This window comes from Pandoraea anapnoica (genome assembly GCF_902459765.1).
GTDB classification, from domain to species: Bacteria; Pseudomonadota; Gammaproteobacteria; order Burkholderiales; family Burkholderiaceae; genus Pandoraea; species Pandoraea anapnoica.
Map to the genome: position 1 here is coordinate 175,397 of NZ_CABPSP010000013.1, position 20,420 is coordinate 195,816.

General features: G+C 61.6%; 16 protein-coding genes. 12 read left to right on the forward strand and 4 right to left on the reverse strand.

The features are described from left to right. From PAN31117_RS20545 to PAN31117_RS20570, 6 genes are all read left to right on the forward strand, one after another. Positions 1 to 1,167, forward strand: coding sequence for a thiolase family protein (locus PAN31117_RS20545; RefSeq protein WP_150739819.1), 1,167 nt, complete (start codon positions 1 to 3; stop codon positions 1,165 to 1,167). Beyond that, positions 1,164 to 1,466, forward strand: coding sequence for a Zn-ribbon domain-containing OB-fold protein (locus tag PAN31117_RS20550; protein WP_150739820.1), 303 nt, complete (start codon positions 1,164 to 1,166; stop codon positions 1,464 to 1,466). The genes PAN31117_RS20545 and PAN31117_RS20550 overlap by 4 nt, the downstream gene beginning before the upstream one ends. Before the next feature lie 24 nt (positions 1,467 to 1,490). Further along, positions 1,491 to 2,210 (forward strand): SDR family NAD(P)-dependent oxidoreductase, encoded by a 720-nt coding sequence (locus PAN31117_RS20555; RefSeq protein ID WP_150739821.1) that lies wholly within the window; start codon positions 1,491 to 1,493, stop codon positions 2,208 to 2,210. Between the two features lie 51 nt (positions 2,211 to 2,261). Then, on the forward strand, positions 2,262 to 3,500 hold the full coding sequence (locus PAN31117_RS20560; protein WP_150739822.1) for a dienelactone hydrolase family protein: 1,239 nt from the start codon (positions 2,262 to 2,264) through the stop codon (positions 3,498 to 3,500). A 167-nt stretch (positions 3,501 to 3,667) separates the two neighbouring features. Next, entirely contained in the window at positions 3,668 to 4,759 is a 1,092-nt protein-coding gene (locus PAN31117_RS20565) for a porin (protein ID WP_150739823.1), read from the forward strand. A gap of 114 nt (positions 4,760 to 4,873) precedes the next feature. After that, positions 4,874 to 5,848, forward strand: a complete 975-nt coding sequence (locus tag PAN31117_RS20570; RefSeq protein ID WP_150739824.1) for an MBL fold metallo-hydrolase — start codon at positions 4,874 to 4,876, stop codon at positions 5,846 to 5,848. A 206-nt stretch (positions 5,849 to 6,054) separates the two neighbouring features. On the opposite strand, the gene PAN31117_RS20575 is transcribed toward PAN31117_RS20570, so the two are convergent. Both PAN31117_RS20575 and PAN31117_RS20580 read right to left on the reverse strand, forming a co-directional pair. Then, positions 6,055 to 9,771: an autotransporter outer membrane beta-barrel domain-containing protein gene (locus tag PAN31117_RS20575; protein WP_150739825.1), complete on the reverse strand. Its 3,717-nt coding sequence runs from the start codon at positions 9,769 to 9,771 to the stop codon at positions 6,055 to 6,057. Between the two features lie 164 nt (positions 9,772 to 9,935). Further along, the gene (locus PAN31117_RS20580; RefSeq protein WP_246189190.1) at positions 9,936 to 10,235 is read right to left on the reverse strand and encodes a DUF3955 domain-containing protein; all 300 of its coding nucleotides are present in this window, start codon (positions 10,233 to 10,235) and stop codon (positions 9,936 to 9,938) included. A 145-nt stretch (positions 10,236 to 10,380) separates the two neighbouring features. On the opposite strand from PAN31117_RS20580, the gene uraH reads away from it, so the two are divergent. From uraH to PAN31117_RS20610, 6 genes are all read left to right on the forward strand, one after another. Further along, positions 10,381 to 10,680 carry a hydroxyisourate hydrolase gene (uraH, locus tag PAN31117_RS27830; protein WP_150739826.1) on the forward strand — a complete coding sequence of 100 codons (300 nt, stop codon included), beginning with the start codon at positions 10,381 to 10,383 and terminating at the stop codon, positions 10,678 to 10,680. 440 nt (positions 10,681 to 11,120) lie between these two features. Next, on the forward strand, positions 11,121 to 11,438 hold the full coding sequence (locus tag PAN31117_RS20590) for a c-type cytochrome (protein ID WP_150739827.1): 318 nt from the start codon (positions 11,121 to 11,123) through the stop codon (positions 11,436 to 11,438). Positions 11,439 to 11,559: 121 nt separating this feature from the next. Further along, positions 11,560 to 12,588, forward strand: a complete 1,029-nt coding sequence (locus PAN31117_RS20595) for a porin (protein WP_150739828.1) — start codon at positions 11,560 to 11,562, stop codon at positions 12,586 to 12,588. A gap of 12 nt (positions 12,589 to 12,600) precedes the next feature. Then, positions 12,601 to 14,301 (forward strand): arylsulfatase, encoded by a 1,701-nt coding sequence (locus PAN31117_RS20600; RefSeq protein ID WP_217429674.1) that lies wholly within the window; start codon positions 12,601 to 12,603, stop codon positions 14,299 to 14,301. Beyond that, a complete protein-coding gene (locus PAN31117_RS20605) occupies positions 14,298 to 15,476 on the forward strand; it encodes a formylglycine-generating enzyme family protein (RefSeq protein WP_246189191.1) in 1,179 nt (392 codons plus the stop codon). Before PAN31117_RS20600 ends, PAN31117_RS20605 begins: the two co-directional genes overlap by 4 nt. A 174-nt stretch (positions 15,477 to 15,650) precedes the next feature. Further along, positions 15,651 to 16,109 (forward strand): hypothetical protein, encoded by a 459-nt coding sequence (locus tag PAN31117_RS20610; RefSeq protein ID WP_217429675.1) that lies wholly within the window; start codon positions 15,651 to 15,653, stop codon positions 16,107 to 16,109. A 73-nt stretch (positions 16,110 to 16,182) separates the two neighbouring features. Here the strand turns inward: PAN31117_RS20610 and PAN31117_RS20615 are convergent, their stop codons facing one another. Then, positions 16,183 to 17,823, reverse strand: coding sequence for a gamma-glutamyltransferase family protein (locus PAN31117_RS20615; protein ID WP_150739829.1), 1,641 nt, complete (start codon positions 17,821 to 17,823; stop codon positions 16,183 to 16,185). Beyond that, positions 17,820 to 20,408, reverse strand: a complete 2,589-nt coding sequence (locus PAN31117_RS20620; protein ID WP_246189192.1) for a branched-chain amino acid ABC transporter ATP-binding protein/permease — start codon at positions 20,406 to 20,408, stop codon at positions 17,820 to 17,822. The genes PAN31117_RS20615 and PAN31117_RS20620 overlap by 4 nt, the downstream gene beginning before the upstream one ends. Positions 20,409 to 20,420 lie beyond the last annotated feature (12 nt).

Sequence of the window (20,420 nt, forward strand, 5' to 3'; positions counted from 1 at the left end):
ATGACGTACGGCGATTTTAGCGGCGCACTGATTACGGCCGGGGTCGAAGTTCCTTATCAACGGCGCGCGACGGACGGTAACACCGGCGATTTGCTCGCCGATGCCTTCTCGCGGGCTTTGGCCGAGTCGGGTTTTAGCACTAAAGATATCGACGGTCTGGGCGTCGCGTCCTTCACCCTCGCGCCCGACCATGCCGTCGACATGGCGTGGCGACTCGGGCTGAGCCCGCGCTGGTGCATGGACGACTGCCACGGCGGCGCGAGCGCTATCAACATGCTTCAGCACGCGGCGCGAGCGATCCAGTGCGGCGACGCCAATGTCGTCGCGCTGCTCTCTGGAGACCGCTTCGAGGCGGCCGATTTCAAGCAACTGGTCGATCACTACAACCTGACCACGCGTCAATGGCTCAGACCGCTGGAAACGGGCGGGCCCAATGCCGTTTTCGCGATGCTCACGCAACGCCATGCCCGGCGGTTCGATCTGACCCCGAACGACTACGGCGCACTGTGTGTCGCGCAACGGGCATGGGCTGCGCAGAATCCCGACGCCGTATATCGGAGCCCGATGACGCTCGCTGACTATCTGGAAGCGCCGATGGTCGCCGAACCGTTGCGGCGTCTTGATTGCGTGCCGGTGGTTTGCGGCGCCAACGCCATCATCGTGGCGCGTGCCGACCTTGTTCGCCGTGCGCGTAACGTGCGCATTCGCGCAGTGCAGAGTCTTTTCAACACGGATCATCAGGCAGGAGATGGATTGACCACACCGCTCGCTGCCGTGGCCCCGACGCTCTGGAAGCGGGCCGGTGTGGCGCCGCACGATATGGACGTCATTTCCGTCTATGACGACTACCCGGTGATGGCGCTGATCCAGCTTGTCGACCTTGGATTCGCGCCGGACGGCGACATCCGCGCCCTGCTCGCGCGCATCGCCTCACGTGAGCTGAACGTCAACACCTCGGGCGGTCAATTGTCGGCAGGGCAGGCAGGCGCCGCCGGTGGAATGCACGGACTCGTGGAGGCCGTAACGCAGTTGCGGCACCGCGCCGGTGAGCGTCAGGTCGCCGATGCGCGTCTTGCCGTCGTCAGTGGCTACGGCATGGTCGAGTATCGCTACGGCATGTGCGGCAACGCCGTGGTGCTTGAGGGCGTCACAGGAGAAACGTCATGACGTTGTCGGTCTTTCGATGCAATGCGTGCCATCACACGCTCTTCCCCGCGCGCTATCTGTGCCCGAACTGCGGCGCTGCCGACTGGCGGGGCGCGCCGTTCACTCAGGGGACGGTGACAGAGGCCACCGTCGTTCACCAGCGGGTGGGCCAGTCAAATGCCGCTCCGCTGCATCTTGCGAGCGTCGTCAGCTCGGATGGCCCCATCGTCATCGCTCGTTCGGAAGCTGCGCTTCATGCAGGCGACATGGTCCGCCTGACCCTCGATTCCGGGGGGAGCATCGTGGCTTCCCCCATCTGATTCCGAACCGACGAGGAAATGAAGATGCAAGTCGAGGGATCCATCGCATTTGTCTCAGGTGCCAATCGTGGCGTTGGCGCGTGTTTCGTGCAGACGCTGCTGGCGCATGGCGCGCAGAAGGTCTACGCCGGGGCTCGTGACGTCGCATTAATCCCGACGAACGACAGCCGCGTCATAGCGGTGAAACTGGACGTCACCAACGCCGAAGACATCGCACACGCTGCGGCGCTTGCCGGAGACGTCAACCTCCTCGTCAACAACGCGGGCATCAACCGGATCGTGCCGCCTTTCTCGGCCGGGCATGTCGACGCCGCGCGTGCGGAGATGGAGGTGAACTACTTCGGCACGTTGAACATGACGCTGGCCTTTACCCCGGCGCTCAAGCGCAATGGCGGCGCGCTGGTCAACGTGCTCTCGATTCTGGCGCGCGCCACATTGCCCGCAATGACTTCATTGAGCGCATCCAAGGCCGCCGCACTGCGCATGACCGAAGGCTTGCGTGCCGAACTCGCGGCGCACGGCGTGCGCGCACTCGCCGTTATGCCCGGCGCGATAGACACCGATATGTCGCGCGACGTTGGCGACATGCCCAAGCTTGCGCCCGCCGAAGTGGTGCTCGCCACACTGGCGGCGCTCGGCGATGGCACCGACGACGTCTACGTCGGCGATATGGCCAAACAGATTGTCTCCGGGTTGGCGACAGACCGAAGCGCCGTGCTGCGGCTATTGGCTGCGAACGGTTGACCTGTCGCCCGGATCATCCGAATCGACTTTACGCATGGAAAGGAGAGTGTCATGACTGGACAAACGATCAAAATCGCCGCGGAGGACGGGAAGTCGTTTTCCGCCTATCTGGCCACGCCGAAGCAAGGCAAGGGTCCGGGGTTGATCCTGTTGCAGGAAATCTTCGGCATCAACGGGTTCATGAAGGAGACCGCCGACCGTTTCGCGCAAGAGGGCTACGTTGTCGTAGTTCCGGATCTGTTCTGGCGCATGGCTCCGGGGACGGTACTCGGTTACGGAGAAGCCGACTTCGCACGTGCCCTTGAACTGAATGAAGCGTTCGATTTGGGAAAAGCCGTCGAAGACGTGGGTGCGACCATCAATGCACTGCGCGCGCTGCCTGAGCAGATCGGCAAGATCGGTGCGGTCGGTTATTGTCTGGGCGGGAAACTGGCCATGCTGGCTGCTGCGGCGACGGACATCGATTGTGCTGTGAGCTATTACGGTGTCGGTCTGGAAGCCTTCCTGAGCGAAGTGCCGCAGATCCGTTGTCCGATGGCCTTCCACTTCGCCGAGAACGATGCGTTGTCGCCGCCCTCCGTGCGCGAGACGGTCATCGCCGCGCTGTCGGAAAATCCGCAAATCGAGCATTTCGTGTATGCGGGTTGTGACCACGCGTTCGCAACGCCCGAGCGCGAGCATTACAACAAACCCGCGTCGATCATGGCTTACTCACGCACGATCGCGCTGCTTCGCAAGGTGTTAGGTCCGGTGTATGACCTGAACGCTCTCTGGGAACTGCATTGCTATCACGAGTTCGATTCTCGCGACGTAGACGCGATCATGCCCACCATGATCGAAACACCTTACGTCAATCACATCCCGACGATGACCGGCGGCGTGGGGCACGACGAGCTCAAGCGCTTCTACAAGTATCACTTCGTTCATGCGAATCCCGCCGATACGCGATTTATTCCGATATCGCGAACGATTGGCGCCGACCGTGTCGTCGATGAGTTCGTCTTCTGCGCAACACACGACCGTGAGATTGACTGGATGCTTCCGGGCATCGAGCCCACCGGTAAATACATCGAAGTTGCGATGCTCGCGGTGATCTGCTTTCGCGGCGACAAGCTGTACAACGAACACATTTACTGGGACCAGGCCACCGTACTCGTGCAGATTGGTCTGCTCGATCCCACCGGCTTGCCTGTCGTAGGCATCGAAGCGTCTCGAAAGCTCATGGATGAGCGCTTGCCGAGCAACACCTTGATGCGCAACTGGTCGTCAAGCGAAGGAAAACCGATTTAACGCGTCAATGCGTTTCGATAGATGTGCCATTCGTTTGGAAGTTAATTAGTACTGCTTATATATAAATTATAAATTCGGCGCCACAGTGTGGCGACTTCTCGTCCCGAAACTCGATAACGATACGGGTGTTCATTATGAAACTCCGGTTTGGATGTCTCGCGATCTTCATGTGTGTTTCCGCGCCCGCACTGGCGCAGAACTCGCTCACCATTTACGGCATCATTTCCGACGGCATCGGCTACTTCAGTAATCAGGCCGGAAACTCGACCGTTCAATTGGTGAGCGGGGCGAATCAGAACAATCGACTGGGGTTTCGCGTGAATGAAGACCTCGGCGGCGGGTGGTCTTCCATCGCCACGCTGGAAAACGGTTTCGACATCAATCAGGGAAAGTTGGGGCAGGGTGGCCGAATGTTCGGGCGTCAGGCATTCGTGGGTCTGTCGAGCAGGACCTACGGCACGCTCACGTTTGGTCGGCAATACGATGTGCTTTGGGACTACTTAGATCGCATCGAACCTCAGGCCATGGGGCCGGGGCTGGCGACCAGCATTGGCAGCAACGACAACATCGAAGGTAATTTCCGCTACAGCAATTCTGTGAAGTACAAAAGTCCGGAATGGAACGGTCTCGAGTTCGAGTCGATGTACGCCTTCAGTAACAAGGCCGGTGCATTTCAGCAGAACCGGGCGTTCAGTGCTGGAGTCAATTACGTTCGCGGTGGTCAACGTTATGCCCTGACCTATCTGAATATCGATCAACCCGGGACGTCAAACCCGTCTGGCGCCGTTAGCGATGACTATTCGGGCGGCGCATTTCAGTTGTTCCATACGAGCCCAGTGAACGCCAGTGTCGGCGTGAAGCGGCAGCGTGTTGTTGCTGGGGGGGCAGAGTATGCGTTCGGAAATACACGCCTCGGTGGCATCGTGTCCGATGTCAGGTATTCGTATCTGGACGGCACCAGCCTGCATATCGACAATTTCGATCTCACGGCCGTCTATAACGTCAGTCCGGCGCTTGCGCTGTCGGCCGCATACGTCTACTCGATGGGACATTACGGCGGCATCGACGCGACGTCGCACTGGAATCAGGGGCAACTGAGCGTCGACTACTTCCTTTCCAAGCGGACCGATATTTACGCCTATGTCAACTATGTGAAGGCGACGGGACCGTTGGCCACCGCAGTGCTGTTCCTCGCTTCTGCGCCGTCGAGCAACAAGGAGCAGACCGCATTCGTCGCGGGAATTCGTCACCGGTTCTGACGTGGCGACGATCGCATGTATCGGCCCGCTTGAGCGGGCCGAACGGCTTATCGAGACTTTCTCGACGAACGAAGCGCCCAGGACACTCGGGCCATCAATTCGCGATACACGAACATGACAGACGATCTCTCCAGCACGACCGAGCAGCCGATGGCCTTCGAGATAAAGGTCGGGAAGGTGTCGATTACCGTCGTTGTCGAGTCTTGCGCGCCACTGCTAGCGCTAGGCGAGATTTTCCCGGCAGCAACCGAAGAGATGCTTGCCGACATCCGCACCGGGGACACCGACGCGTGGTTCGAAAAATCGACGGACAAGCTCGTGGTGGCGATTCAGGGGTTCGTCGTGCGGAGCGAAGGGAAAACCATCGTCGTCGACACCTGCGTTGGCGATTGTAAATCGCGCGTGCGCGAAGCTTTCGACCACGCCACGCAGGGCTGGTTGAAGCGGCTAGCCGACAGTGGAACGCCGCCGGAGCACGTCGACTTCGTCGTTTCCACCCATTTTCACGTTGATCACGTGGGAGGTCATACGCGTGGGGTCGAGGGACGCTGGCAACCGAGCTTTCCCAATGCGCGATATCTTTTCGTCGAAGCCGAGCTCGACTTCTGGCAGGGCGAGGGTGGCCTCCCGGGCATCGCGCGAACCGGAAACTATATGGACGACAGTATCACGCCGATACTCGACGCGGGCCTCGCGGACATTGTGGCGGGCGATCACCGGATTACCACCGAAGTCCGACTGACGCCCACGCCGGGGCACTCACCCGGTCACGTTTGCGTCGTCATCGAAAGCGAGGGCGAACGTGCCATCCTGAGTGGCGATATGTTTCACTCGCCGCTGCAATGCCGCTACCCGGAGTTGAGTACGCGTTTTTGTGATGATCCCGCGAAATCAGCAGCGACTCGCATGCGTTTCTTTGAAGAAAACTTTAATCAATCCACGTTAGTGATTCCCGCACATTTCCCTTTCCCAACCGCCGGGCATCTGTGTTGTGATGGCCGTGGCAAGCGCTTTAGGTTTTTGGATCCGGGCGCACTGGCCAAAATTTGGAGTAGCAGGTTTTGCAGCAGACCTGATATCGACTCGTGATGTGTTGCTTCACACGCATTCGGACCGATACTGCCAACGCGTTGAACGAGGTATGGATTCCTGCCTGAATAAAGGACCTTCCGGCCCACGCTGAGGCATGCATCCGGCGTGCGACAGCACTATTGCAGCTACGCCAGACCACGTACTTATATGTGCAGAGCCCCCATGATGACCGTGCCGAGCGCCGGCGCGTTACGAAACGCTGTTTACCAGTTGAAACGAACGCCCAGCACGCCGGCAACTGCGGTTTGACGATTATTGCCGCCGAGCGACCAGCGGTAGGTGGCCTGTCCGTAAAGGCTCAGTTTCCGGTTCACCTGTGCAGTTACACCGCCCCCGACCTCCAATGCTGAATTACCGAAATGGGCGTCAATGGCGGGAGATGACTGGCCGAAAATCGCACTATCGGTGCCGGAGAATGCATGCCAGAGGTTGATTCGCGCATAGGGCTGCCAAAGTGTGCCGTGCCCGTCTCGCTTCGTGTATTGCAGCCGCGCGCCCAAGCGTCCGGTCCACGCTGCGCCCGCACTCCAATTCACACTCGCGTACTGATCTCGCGACCCGCTCACGGATACCCCTTGGCGGATGACCTGCGCTTGCGGCTCAATCAGCAAATCGTTGCCCTCGCCAAAATGGATCGGGTAACCCGTCTCGAGTGACGCCGCGTATGCCGTAGCGTTGGTCGATATCCCTGTGCCATAAAGCGACGTTGCCTTCGTGTCGTACCAGCTTCCCTGCAATACCCCGTCGAGATACCAGCCGCTCGGGCCGAAATGTGTCCAATAGCCTCCAAATGACGGACCATGCATCTGCAACCGACCCACCGTGAGGTCCTGCGTTCCCAGCGCGAAGCCTCGCACCGATGTAGCGTTGTAATCCGAGTACGCCAGATAGACGCCCGCGTGGTCCCGGTGGCCACTATCCGTGGTTCGCCGGAAGATGTCGAAGCCCGCTTGGAACCCGATCAGATTTCCTGTCGCGCTTGTGTCCACCGTTCCATTCCACCGGTTGCGCACACGTTCCCCGAACACCCGTCCCCATGCACCGTTCGCATACGCCCGCGGCGCTGGCAGACCACGCAGGTTCTCTTCGTCACCAACGCGCTCATGCAGTGTCCCTAGCGTCGCCAAGCCCATCTGACGCGCGATTGCAGGGACCGGCGTGTAGAGCGGCACCTCCGGGCGGTAGAGCGGAATTTCCGTACCGACTGGCGTCGCGGGGTCTGTCGGTGTGCCGACAAGATGAGACCGGAGGAACCAGTCGTTCGGGGCCGCGCTGCCGCCGCGAAAGAGCTGGTACTCATAGGCACCGGCGGCGACGCGTTGACCGAGCGAGAAAGTGTCGGGCGCAGTTGTGCCGCCGCCGCTTGCTTTCACCAACCGGATGCCATCCGCCACGGTTTGTGCGCCGGCGCCGCCGGTATTGGTGACGATCAGGGCCGTGGTGCCGGTGGCTTGGCCACCATTGATCACCAGCAGATTGGTCGGCGAATTATCGCTGCCGAGATAGGTATTAAAGCCGATGCGGCTACCTGCGATGCCCGCGTAGCTCCCGGCCGTCAGCGTGCTATAGGCACCGGGACGGGCTACAAACTGGATCACACCGGCGTTGCTCACAGTCCGCGTGGCGTTTGAATCTCCGGTGACATTCCAGGCACTGAGCGAGTCGACCGAGACATTGGTTGCGTTTTGCGCCAGACCCGTCCAGAGACTGTGCTGTGCCAGCACCACGTCAGCGGTGTTGCCGGCATCGGCCAATAGGTCGCCCGTCCATTGCGATGCATTGAGTTTGGCGCTGGCGGTGTTTCCCGGCCCGGCCAGCACGAGATTGCCAGTCCAGTTGCTGTCGACCAGATTGAAGGTGAGGGCGGAAGGGTCAACGACAATGTCACCGACGAGCGAAGGTATACCGGCAATGTTCAGCGTCAGGTTGCTTGATGTGCCGGCAGCATCCTCGGTCACTCGGGCCAGCAGGCGCCTGCCATCGACGACAGCGGGAGTCATCGCGGCACCACCACTGATCGAGACGGTACCTGTCCCGCCTTCGGCCAGCACGATCGCTCCGTTAGTGGCGCTGAGATTGCCGCCGGTGAGCGATACCGTGCTCGCCGTACTGCCGGTAAGGTAGATTGCGGCCGCACCAGCACCGCTCGCCGCGACTGTCGTTCCCGCAGCAGTAATGACACCGCCATTGACGGCAGCAATACCATGCGTTGCATTGCCCGCAGTGCTGACCTCGGCGTGGGTCAGGGCGATACGGCTACCGGCATCCTGCGCAGAGGCCCCGTAAGCGCCCGTCCCTTGTGTGGAGATTCTGGTGTCCGTGGCGGTGATTGTGCCTCCGTTCATTGCGTGCAAGCCCACAGCGTTGACATTCGTGGTGGTGACCGAAGTACCGGACAGCGCAACACTGCTGCCGGTATCGGTCGCGCGAACGCCATCCGCGCCGCCTGCCGCGGCGGTACCGACGCCATGGGTCATGATGGTGCCACCTACGATCGAAGCCGTCGCTCCCTGACTGACCCGCACGCCGATGGCGCCATCGCCGTTCGTGGTGATGCCGGTTCTCTCGGCTTGAAGCCGACTTCCAGCCCCCATCACATCCACGGCATTCGCCTGCAAGCCGATGTCTGAAGCAGGAAATTGCAGGGCAGGCGGGTTGCTCCCTGTCGCTCTGAACCCGGTGGTGATCTCGGTGTTCACCACCGCGACCGTACCAGCGTCGGTGACACTGACGCCAGCACTGGAAGGCCCCGACGTGCGCACTAGCGTGCCGGTCAGTGCCACCATGCTGCCGGTCCCACTCGCCACCGTACCGGAGGAATTGGGTTGGTAGGTGAAGACACCGTAGCCCGAGAAGTCGATCCGGCCGCCTGCGTCCGCCCATAGGCCAGGACTGTTCGCTCCGTATGTCGCCGAAGATGCGCCATTGCTCATCAGAACACTGCTGCCAACGCCCCGAGCGAGCACACCGGGAGCGTTAGCGATGACGGTGCCTCCGAAATAGTCGCCCGACGCGATGGCACCGCCACTGACAGTGATGTTTCCACCGCTGGCTGCAAACAGCCCGGCACTGCCATTGCCGTAGATGTTCACATAAACGTTGTTCAATGTGAGGCCGCTGCCTGCACCCGATGCGACCACGCCGGGTGAGTTGTCGCCGTAACCGTACGTGCTCAGGTCATTGAGCGTGATCGTCCCCCCGGCATCCGAATAGACGGCAGAGGCCCCGGCGCCCGATGTCGTGACATTGGTACGGGTCAATGTAATCGAACCGCCGCCGGAGGCATAGGCGCCGTGCGCGTTATCAAGCCCCGTGTTGACTTCGCTGTCCGTCAGCGACACGCTACTCGTCGCGCCAATCGCAGCAATGCCGTAAGCGCCTGCGCCATATGTGTAGACGGACGTATAGCTGCCGGTGATCCGACCCGCGCCATCGGCATAGAGGCCATGGCCGCCGGCGCCGTCGGTGCTGACCGATGTGCCGTCTGTCAATGTGCCAGTCAGGCCAATAGTCCCGCCACCGGTGGCATACGCGCCGTAGCCGCTCCCGGTAGCATTCAAGGTCACTGAGGCACCACTATAGGTGCCGGTGCCGGAAACTTCGACCACGGGCGCTGTACCGGCGCTTTCTCGCGTAATAGAAGCCGAGTCGGAGCAACTGCTGCCGGACGAGATACTGAGCGTGGCGGGGGCGGCAGCACATTGCGCGAATACGTTCGTCGACGGCAGCAGTGCCGTCACCGCGGTAGTCAAAACGGCTCGATGCCAGACAGTCGAGCCGAACCACCCCTTCTTCTGTGTGCCGCTGCTCCACGCATTGGAGGTGGAACCCACAAATGACATCCTTATGTGGATTGTGCGCAATTGAGGCGCTTCTTTATCGCGATTTGAAAAAATTGAAAAATGCCGTGAGCTGCCCACAGATAGGAACCCAAACGAATAATTAACCGGTAGACGATAGCAAATATCGCTTCGTACTAAAAATCGGTACTAACTCGCAGGGGTGGGGACATCTCGTCGATATTTCCCATGGAAAAGGCCAGTCGGCCTACGTCGAACAATCTGCTTATCGCAGAACAGTCTCTTCATTTGGTGCCCTGCGATTGGCGGCGATATAGCGTCACGGTTCCGCGTACCAAGCTACCGATTACGCCGGCTACCACCATGAGCAATCCCACTGGCACCAATGCGAATGGCTCATGCAAAACACCTTGAGCATCTACTTCCGATCCGATCGCAGCGAACGCGATCCAACATGAGAATCCAGCGAGGATGAAGCATGCGCAAACCGTCCAATATCGACGGTGATTAACATCTTTTACCGCCGCGACGATCGCCGCAATGAGTGCAATCGCTGAAACAAGAAGTAATGCGAACTGAATCACAGGTTCACCGGCTTGGCCTCGATACGGCCCATTCTATAGACGTTGCGGGGCGTGATTCACGGATCGCCCACGTTCGAGGTAAGTCATTCGATGGCGGATCTTGGGTTGATCCGGCAGTAGAACTTAACCCGGTGTCCGGGGTGGGTTGACCAGTACAGAGTGGAAACGAGTGGAAAAAATTGCGTCGGGCGAAACGGATGCGCCGGGGAGAATCAGATCTCATTTCCCAAAGGGCGAGTGCTTCACCAAAGGTGAATATCGCGTGACCTTCAAAACGGGGGAGTATTTTGGAAAGATGAAGCAGGGCACGTTTTTTCCGGAAATTCCTGTGTTATTTCGCGTCGTAGATGCCACTCAGCACCACCATATTCCTTTGCTTCTCAGTCAATTCGGTCATGCGACCTATAGAGGCAACCGACTGCCAGGCGGGAGAGCGAAGGTATGACGCCCCGTGCTCATGGCGTTCCTGGCGTTCTACATCGTCGCCCGGAGTGGCGGCGCTTACCGGCGCCAATTGAATTACGGACGAAAGAAACGACGGCGTCAAAGTCGCGAAGCGCGTCGATTGCCGGTCCGAACGCGTGCCAAGTGCCGGTTGCCGTCGTTCGCTAATTCATTGAAGCAGGAAAAAATTTCTGGATTAAGCGACGATTTGTCACGACACCTGTGAGCGTTTGGAAAGACCCGCTGTCGAGTGACGCCCGCACGCTCCCCCGACCTGTCCACGAATCCCCCCGCTATAACCCCTTGGAATAACCAATCCCAAACCTTTCATGTACACCAAATTATTTCAATGTATTCTTTTGTAAAAATATGTATACATAAAAACTCCTTTAGTTCACCACGATTCCTCGGCCCTGGGAATCGCTTATTTGCGAGGTATCCATGCAGTTTTCCCGGGTTTCGTTGAGTATCGCCATCGCGCTAGCCGCCACGGTTCAAGCGCAGACCGTCCAGGCCGCACCGTCGGCCAGCGAGCAGACGTGCCGTGCCTGTCACGACATGAACAGCAAGAAGGTCGGGCCGTCGTTCCGCGATATTGCGGCGTCCTATCGGAACGATCCGGACGCGCTCGCCAAGATCAAGAAGAGCATCCTCCAAGGCAGCACCGGCAAGTGGGGGAACATCCCCATGCCCGCGAACGCTATTCCCGACGACGAAGCCGAGCGCTTCGCCCACTGGGTCCTAAGCCTCAACAAGTAAGGCCAGATCCCGCCGTCGAAACATCCCCATATCGAGCACCGGGACGCTACGGCGTCACCGGGCCACTGCGCCAGCGCACAGCCATTCATCGTGGCGCGTCGTCCGGCGCACAGGAGGAGACATGTGCAAGAAGGTCTGCACCGCACTCGCGTTGGCGCAGTGTGCGGGAGCATCCTGGGCGCAAACCGGCCCGACCTTGTCCGGCTTCGTCGACAGCTACGTCGAGTCGATCCGGGCGCAAAACACCACGACGCAACGGCTTCAGAGTGGCGGACTTCAGACGTCGCGCTTCGTCTTTCGTGACGTCGAAAAGATCACCGACACCCTCGAAGCGCAAGCCGTTCTGGAATGGCGCTTGCGCGTGAACAACGGCACGACGCCCGTGCCACCCGCGCGCGATGCCTACGTCGCCCTCAAAGGCGAGTTCGGTCGACTCCTGCTCGGCCGCATGCGGGTGACGTCTGCCACCACTTACGGACGCATCGATCCCACCTACACCGGCAACTACAGCGTCATTACCAACGTCATTGCTTCCTACGAGCGCTGGCTCGAGAACAACACCGTCAAGTACGAGTCGCCGAAGTGGCAGGGCTTTCAGGTGATCTCGTCGCTGTCGCTCGGCAAGCAAGGGGAAAACCTCCAGCCGGGCGAACGCCCCAAGAGCGGGCAGGGGACGAGTACCGGCCTGCGCTATTCGACTGGCCCGTGGTTCGCGTCCGTCGTCTACGACAACTTCAACAACGCGCGTCCCGGTGAAGGCATGCAGGACGTCTGGCTCGTCGGCGAATACTGGATTCGGGGCGAATACAAGATCACGGCGGCGCTGCATCGGTATTCAGGCGTATACACGTCTGGCAAGCCGTCACAGCAAGGCTTCGACTGGCAGATCGGCGGACGCTACTCGATCACCCCCGCAAACGAGCTTGTCGTTTCGCTCGTCAATCGCAACGAAGCCGGTGGCTCCAACGGTGACGCCACAGGCCTGTACGTCGGCATCGAACACAGCCTGTCCAAACGCACGCGCCTCTATGCAAGCTACGCGCGCATCAACAACCGGGGCAACAGCCGCTACGCGCTGGCATTCGACATGGTCCCGATGCCAGGCGAGAACACCAGCGCTGTGGCATTGGGTATCAGTCATGCGTTCTGACAGGAGCCGCTCATGAACCATCGACGAACACACCTGCGCGCGCAGATGCGACGCAAGCTCACCACGTGCCTCTGCGCACTGGCGGCAATGGCAGCCAGTGCATCCGCACCCGTGGTGGCGGCCCCGTCCGAGAAGCCGAACATCCTCATGATTCTTGCGGACGATCTCGGCTACTCGGACATCGGCGCGTTCGGCAGCGAGATCCGCACGCCGAATCTCGACGCACTGATTGCGTCCGGACGCATCCTCACGAACTTCCACGTCGCGCCGAGTTGCTCGCCTACCCGCGCGATGCTGCTCTCCGGGGCCGATCACCATCAGTCGGGTCTGGGTACGATGGCCGAGACGCTGCAGATCTATCAGGTCGGGCATCCGGGATACGAGGGATATCTCAACGAGCGCTCTTTCTCGATTGCGAGTCTGCTGCGCGATGGCGGCTATCACACCTACATGGTCGGCAAGTGGCACCTCGGTCTCACGCCGGGGCAAAGCCCGCAGGCGCGCGGTTTCGAGTCGTCGTTCGTGTTGCTTCAGGGCGGTGCTGCGCACTTCGCTCCGGCACCCGGCGCGATCACCTCGGCCGACCGGGCGTCGTATCGAGAGAACGGCAAGATGGTGACGCTGCCGCCGAACTTCTATTCGAGCGTCGGCTATACGGACAAACTGATCGGCTACATCGACCGGAATCTCGGCGACGGCAAACCCTTCTTCGCGTATGCGGCCTACACGGCCCCGCACTGGCCATTGCAGGCACCGGACGACCGCATCGACAACTATCGCGGTCGTTATGACGCCGGTTACGACGCGATCCGTAACGAGCGAATTGCACGCCAAAAGCAGTTGGGATTGCTGCCGCCGGATTTCCGTCCGGCCACATTGCTGCCTGCGTCGCCCATGAATCCTCGCTGGGATCAACTCTCGCCGGAGCAAAAGAAGACCGAAGCCCGCAAGATGGAAGTCTATGCGGCGATGGTCGAAACACTGGACGCCAACATTGGCCGCCTCGTCGATCATCTGAAATCGGTCGGTGCGTACGACAACACGTTCATCTTCTTCGCGTCCGACAACGGCCCGTCGGGCGAGAAGGTCGATATGTTCTACCCGGACGGTCCGAACAACGACAACAGCTACGAGAATCTCGGCCGTCGCCGCTCCAATATCGCCCTTGGCACCCGCTGGGCGGAAGTGAGTGCGACGCCTTTCCGGCTGTTCAAGGGATACCCGTCGGAGGGCGGCGTGAGCGTGCCCGCTATCGTACGGATGCCGAAGCAATCGAACGGTCAGACGAAAGCGACGCAACTAACGACTGTCCTCGATCTCGCTCCGACCTTCCTCCAGTTGGCTGGGCTGCCGAATCCGGGCGACCGCTATCGCGGCGAATCCGTCAATCCTATGACGGGCACGTCGTTGCTCCCGCTTCTCACCGGAAAGACGCAACGCCATCTCCCCGACGGCAGCCTGCTCGGCGCGGAGTTCGGTGGGAACCGCTATGTCCGCGATGACCGATGGAAGTTGCTGTCGGTGCACATGAAGCGTGGTCCGCAGCCGGTCGCAGAACCGCCCGACTGGAAGCTATACGACATGACTCGTGATCGCGGTGAGACGACGGACCTTGCCGCCGACCATCCCGACATCGTGGCGCGTCTGAAGCAGGGCTGGGTCGACTACGCCAAACGTGTAGGTGTGGTGCTGGCACCGGGCGTGACCGAATGAACAAGGGAACGCGTCACGATCACCTCGCATGGGCGCTCGCGATTATCTTGGTGGGCGTATCGATCGGGTGGATGGCGTCGTCGCGACACGCGTCGGCGCTGGTTCAGCGAGGCCAGTCAAACATTCCGCCTGAGCCTCTGACGTTGCCGCTCATCGGCGACGGCAAGCGCGGTCCGCAGAAGATGGCGTGGATCCCGGGGCAGACGTTCCTGATGGGCACCGACAGCCGTCTGGCGCAGCGCAACGAGCGTCCCGCTTTTGATGTGACGACGAGCGGATTCTGGATGGATGTTCACGACGTCACCAACGCAGAGTTCGAGCGCTTTGTTGACGCGACGGGCTACGTCACCACAGCCGAGCGCCCACCGCGCTGGGAAGACTTGCGTGTGCAGTTGCCACCCGGAACGCCTGCGCCCCGGCCGGAAATGCTCGTGCCGGGTGCGATGGTGTTCGTCGGCACCGGAGCGATGGTGTCGCTGCGGGACTATTCTGCGTGGTGGCGATTCGTGCCCGGTGCGAACTGGCGTCATCCGCAAGGGCCGGGCAGCGATCTGACAGGCAAAGAAAATCACCCGGTGGTGCAGGTGTCATATGACGACGCCTTGGCCTATGCGACATGGGTGGGCAAGCGCCTGCCGACCGAAGCGCAATGGGAGGTGGCGGCACGCGGTGGTCTGACGCAAGCGGACTACACATGGGGAGATGCGAAACGTCCCGACGGCAAGTCGATGGCTAACGTTTGGGACGACAACGCGCATCCGTTCCCCGTCGTCGACTCGCCGACGATTCGCGTCGGTACGACCCCGGTCGGACAGTTCTCACCGAATGGCTACGGCCTCTACGACATGGCGGGCAACGTCTGGCAATGGGTGGCCGATTGGTATCGCGCGGACGAATTCGCAATGCAGGCCAAGCGTCGGGGCCGAAACGTCGATCCGTCTGGCCCGACGTCAAGCTTCGATCCCGACGACGGCTCGACACCGGTCGATGCCCCGAAGCGTGTCACGCGCGGTGGCTCGTTCTTGTGCAGCGACACCTATTGCAGTGGCTACCGCACCAGCGCGAGACGCGGCACGGACCCTGCGAATCCGATGTCGCATATTGGCTTCCGATTGGTCATGACGTCTGCCGATTGGGCGGGTAAAGCAGGACGCAAGGGACCGGGAACCGAGTGAAGTTCACTCGCTAGTTCAGGACACTCGGGGACCAGACGTCGATTAAACTGCACGACTTCCGTAGCAGTCCAACCTGACGCACACGAAAGTCCCTGCATGCCCCTGACAACTTTGACACGCGGCTCCCACGGCGGACTGCGAGTTAGCCCCCGATGGCCCGCGCGCTGCGTTCGTGTGGATGAGGCTGTTCTGAAAGCCCTTCAGCATATTCAGACGCAACTGCCCGAAGGAATCACGCTGATTCTCACTAGAGGATATGAGGCCCACGCGTCCCAACTCGGCTTCGCGAGGACGCAGTTCCGCAAGTTCGGCATCGGCGTGTTTCGTCGGCTGTACCCAAATCGGCAACATGAGATCACCGATATTTTTGGCAGCAACGGCCACGATATCGACGGCACACATGTCGACGTTTCGTTCTGCGTAAACGGACGCCGCATCCGCATGCTGCCGCTTGGCGTCTTCACCCCTTCAAGCTGGCAGCAGCGCCGGGTCCGGCGGCACGCATCATCCCTGAACTGCATCCTCACTTTGCTAAAGCAATATGGATTTCAGATCCACTGCAATGCAACTGAGCGTTTGCAGATTCATTGCGACTTCCGACCCGACCAGGAATTCCGGAGCGCCGCGCTTTGATCACGTAGACGTTCCCGGCGAATCCAATGTCGGTTGTCGACTTCCAGTAGATGATGACGTGCGCCGATTGGCGCTAAACCGCCAACGCCGCCCCATCGCTGCGAGGATCGTGTGCGCCTGTTGCCACGCCGTCCGCCGCAATCGCGATGACGCCCGCCTGTCCGGCCAGCGGGCTGTGGGCGGGTAACGGCGTCACCGAGTGTCCGAGCTCGCTGAGGCTGTCGAATACCCACTGCCCGGCATCACGCTCAAGTTTGAGATTGTCCCGGCTGTCGGAGAACGTGCGCCCGAGCAGAAAGCGCGGATGGGATAACGCTTCTTGCGGAGACATCCCGAAGTCGATCAGTCGGGTCAGCAATGCGCTCAGCGTTTGCGGTTGTCCGTCGGCCCCCTGTGTGCCGTACAACAACCGTGCGCGCCCGCCCTTCAGATACATGCCCGGATTGAGCGTGTGAAACGGTCGCTTGCCAGGCATGAGCGCATTCGGATGCGCGCTCCCAGCGGGACGAAACGCTGCGCCCCGGTTGTGCCAAAGCACGCCGGTATCGCCCGCCATCACACCGCTTCCCCAATCGAAATAGATCGTTTGCAGAACGCTCACGGCCCGGCCAGCGGCGTCGGTCGCGGCGAAATACACCGTATCCCCATCGCGAAACCGATGAGGCCAATCGAGCGCCGCACGATTGTCGATTCTCGATGCGGCGGCCCGGAGATGGTCGTCCGACAGCATCGCCGCGAGGGGAACGTCGACGAATTCCGGATCCGCGACGTATCGGTCGCGATCGAGGAATGCCTGCTTCACGGCTTCGACCAGTCGGTGGTAATACGTCGCGCTGCCATGCTCGCAGTCTTTCAGTCCGATGCGTTCGAGAATGCCCATGATCTGGAGCGTCGTGACGCCCTGCGTGGGCGGCGGCATCGTCGCGAGCACGCCGTCTGCATAGGGCATCGTCAACGCAGGCGACACATGCACACGTGTGGCGGCAAGATCTTCGCGCGTGAGCGGAGCGCCTGCCGCCTGCAAGCCCTGCGCCATGCGGGCGGCCAGCTCGCCCTCATAGAATTCGCGCGGGCCGCCGTCTGCCAGCCGACGCAGTGTCGTCGCCAGTGCCGGTTGACGAAATATCTCGCCCGCAGCCGGGGCGCGACCGCCGGGCAGAAACGTTTGTGCGAAGCCACGCCACGTCGACGCGTCGTGCATCTCGTCGGCGCGATACGTGTACCAGAAGTCCTGAGAGCGACTCGTCGGGAATCCCGCGTCGGCGGCGGCGATCGCCGGTGCGAGCAACGATGCCCACGACAATCGCCCGCCCCATGTGTCGCGGCTAATGCGGAACGCCGCTTCCCATGCCGCCACCGTAGCCGCCGAGGTCAATGCGGCGCACGGCCCGCGCACGGGAATGGCCTCGCCACCGAGCCAACGCGACGGCAGATCTCGCGCCGCCTGTCCGATGCCGGAGATGGCAAGCGGCGCTGTGCCGCCCTCGGACGCACCGTCGGCGACAAGCCAGAAACCGTCTCCGCCGAGGCCGGTGAAGTGAGGCATCGTTACGCACAGCATTGCGGCCATGGCGATGCCCGCTTCGATGGCGTTTCCGCCTTGTTGCAACACGTCGCGGCCCACAGCACTCGCAAGCGTGTGCGGGCTGGTGACCAGTCCACGACAGCCACTCGCGGCGCCGGGCGACGCACAAACCGCCGTGTCACGCATCATGCTGCCGCCCCTGCGTCATGCTCACCCCCGAGATACGCTGCCGCCAGACGCGCGTCACCTGCCAGTTCGCTCGCCGCTGCGCTGACCGTCACACGTCCCTCTTCGAGAACGTAGCCACGGTCGGCAATTGACAGCGCCATGGCGGCCATCTGGTCGACGAGCAGCATCGAGAGCGATTCGCGACGCAGTGCGTCGAGCGACGCAAACAACGACGCAATGACTTTCGGGGCTAGACCGAGCGAAGGCTCGTCGAGCAACAACACGCGCGGCGAGGACATTAACGCTCGCGCAATTGCCAGCATTTGCTGCTCGCCGCCGGAGAGCAAGCCCGCGCGTTGATGCTGGCGCTCATGCAGTCGCGGGTAGCGTGCAAACATCTGCGCGATGCGTGCGTCGAGCGTGGCGCGCGGCAAACGCCCGCACGGGAAAGCGCCGAGACGCAGATTGTCGAGGACCGACAACTCGGGGAACACCTGCCGCCCCTCCGGCACGAGTACCACGCCCAGCGCCGCTATCTGCGCAGCGTCCAGACGTGACAGATCGCGCCCATTGAAGGTGATGCCGCCCTTGACCGGACGATGCAGTCCCGCGAGTGCGCGCATGAGCGTCGACTTGCCCGCGCCGTTGGCACCGAGCAGGGCGACGAGTTCTCCTTCGCGCACCTGAATCGACACGTCGTGCAACACCGGCGCTGCGCCGTAGTCCGCCGTCAACTTGCCGACGCCGAGGATTTCCGGCGTCACTGCCTTTTCGCGCACTGTAGGGGCCGTCGCCGCGCCGGTCGCGTCGGGGACCGACGCCCCCAGATAGGCCTCACGTACCCGCTCGTCATGACGAATCGCGGCGGGAGAGCCCTGCGCGAGAAAGCGCCCTGCGTCAATCACGACGATGCCGTCCGATACGCCCATCACCAGCGACATATCGTGTTCGACGAGTCCGACGGTGACGCCGCTGTCGGCAATGCGACGCAACAGCTTGCCCAACTGAGCCTTGTCCTGCGTCGAGAGCCCGGCCGCCGGCTCATCGAGGAGCAGCACCGATGGACGCGTCGCCAATGCTCGCGCGATTTCGACCAGACGCCGGTCGACGTGCGCGAGATCCGCCGCCATCAGCTCGACGTCACCCAGATAGCCGCACGCACGCAGCAACGCCAGGGCCTCCCGGCGCGGTGCCTCGCCTCGCATCCGGGCGCTGCCGAGCAGAGCACCGAGACGTCCGGCACTGCGTGCCAGCGTGACGTTATCGAGCACGCTCATGCCACCGAACAATTGCGACGTCTGATACGTGCGCGCCACCCCACGCCGCGCGCTGTCGCAAGCGCCGCGCGCCAGCAGTGCGTGACCGCCCAGCGCACGTGTGCCGGACAGCGGCCGGTAAAAGCCCGAGAGCATATTGAGGACCGTCGACTTGCCTGCGCCGTTGGGCCCGATCAGGCTGGTCACCTGGCCCGCAGGCAACGTGAACGAAAGATCGGCGACGGCCTTGACGCCCCCGAAGGTCATCGTCAGTCCCTGCGCGATCAGCCCCTTTCGTTGCGATGTCTCAAGCACCGGCAGGGCGAGTGTCGATGTCGCCGCGAGATCCGTGCTGTCCGACACGACACGTTTGCGCGACATCCACCATTGCCCGAGCACTCCGATGACGCCATTGGGTGCGCCCCACAGCACGACCAGCAGCAACACGCCGAAGCACAACAGACGCATGTTCTCCAGACTCGCCAGAAACTCTGGCAGCAGGCCTACGATTGCGGCCCCGACGAGCGGTCCCGCAATCGTGCCCGCCCCGCCAATCATCACGACAAGCACGAAGAGAATCGATTGCAGGAAGGAAAACATGCCCGGTGTGACCATGCCTTGCAGCGGCGCAAAGAGTCCGCCCGCCAGACCGGCGAGCGCGGCGGAAAATGCAAATGCCATCGCCTTCACAACCAGCGGGTCGACACCGATCGATGCGGCCGCCGTCTCGCTGTCGCGCACCGCACGCATGGCAGCGCCCCAGGTGCCACGTGAAATACGAACGTAGATGACGAGTGCGACCGCCAGCACCGCCAGCGCGGCCACGGCCACCACCCGTTCGCTGCCTGCTATGCCGAATACGCCTGGCGGCATCACGCCCATCAGTCCGTTCTGGCCACCGGTCAACGTGCGCCATTCCACTGCGCCATGCTCGACGATGAACCCGAACGCAATCGTCACCATCGCGAGCCCGGGCCCGCGTACGCGCAGCGCCGGTAATGCCAGCACCGCGCCGGTGAGTGCCGCGATGACGCCACCCGCCAGCCACGCTGGCCAGAACGGCCAGCCTGCCTGTGTGGTCAGAATCGCCACGGCGTAGGCGCCAATCGCATAGAAGCCAACATGGCCGAACGACACCTGCCCGGTCAAACCCAGCAGAAGGTTAAGGCCCACACCGCAGATAGCCAGCAGTGCCACGCCCGCGATCACCACCACGAAATAGCCGTTCACCACACACGCCGCACCGGCCATCGACAGGAGCGCGACGGCGATTGCGCCGCCCAATGCCAGATCGTCGCGCGAACGCCGGCGCGTCGCCGTTGCGCGAGCGCTGTCGGCTTTCGATGCCATTTTCAACACGGA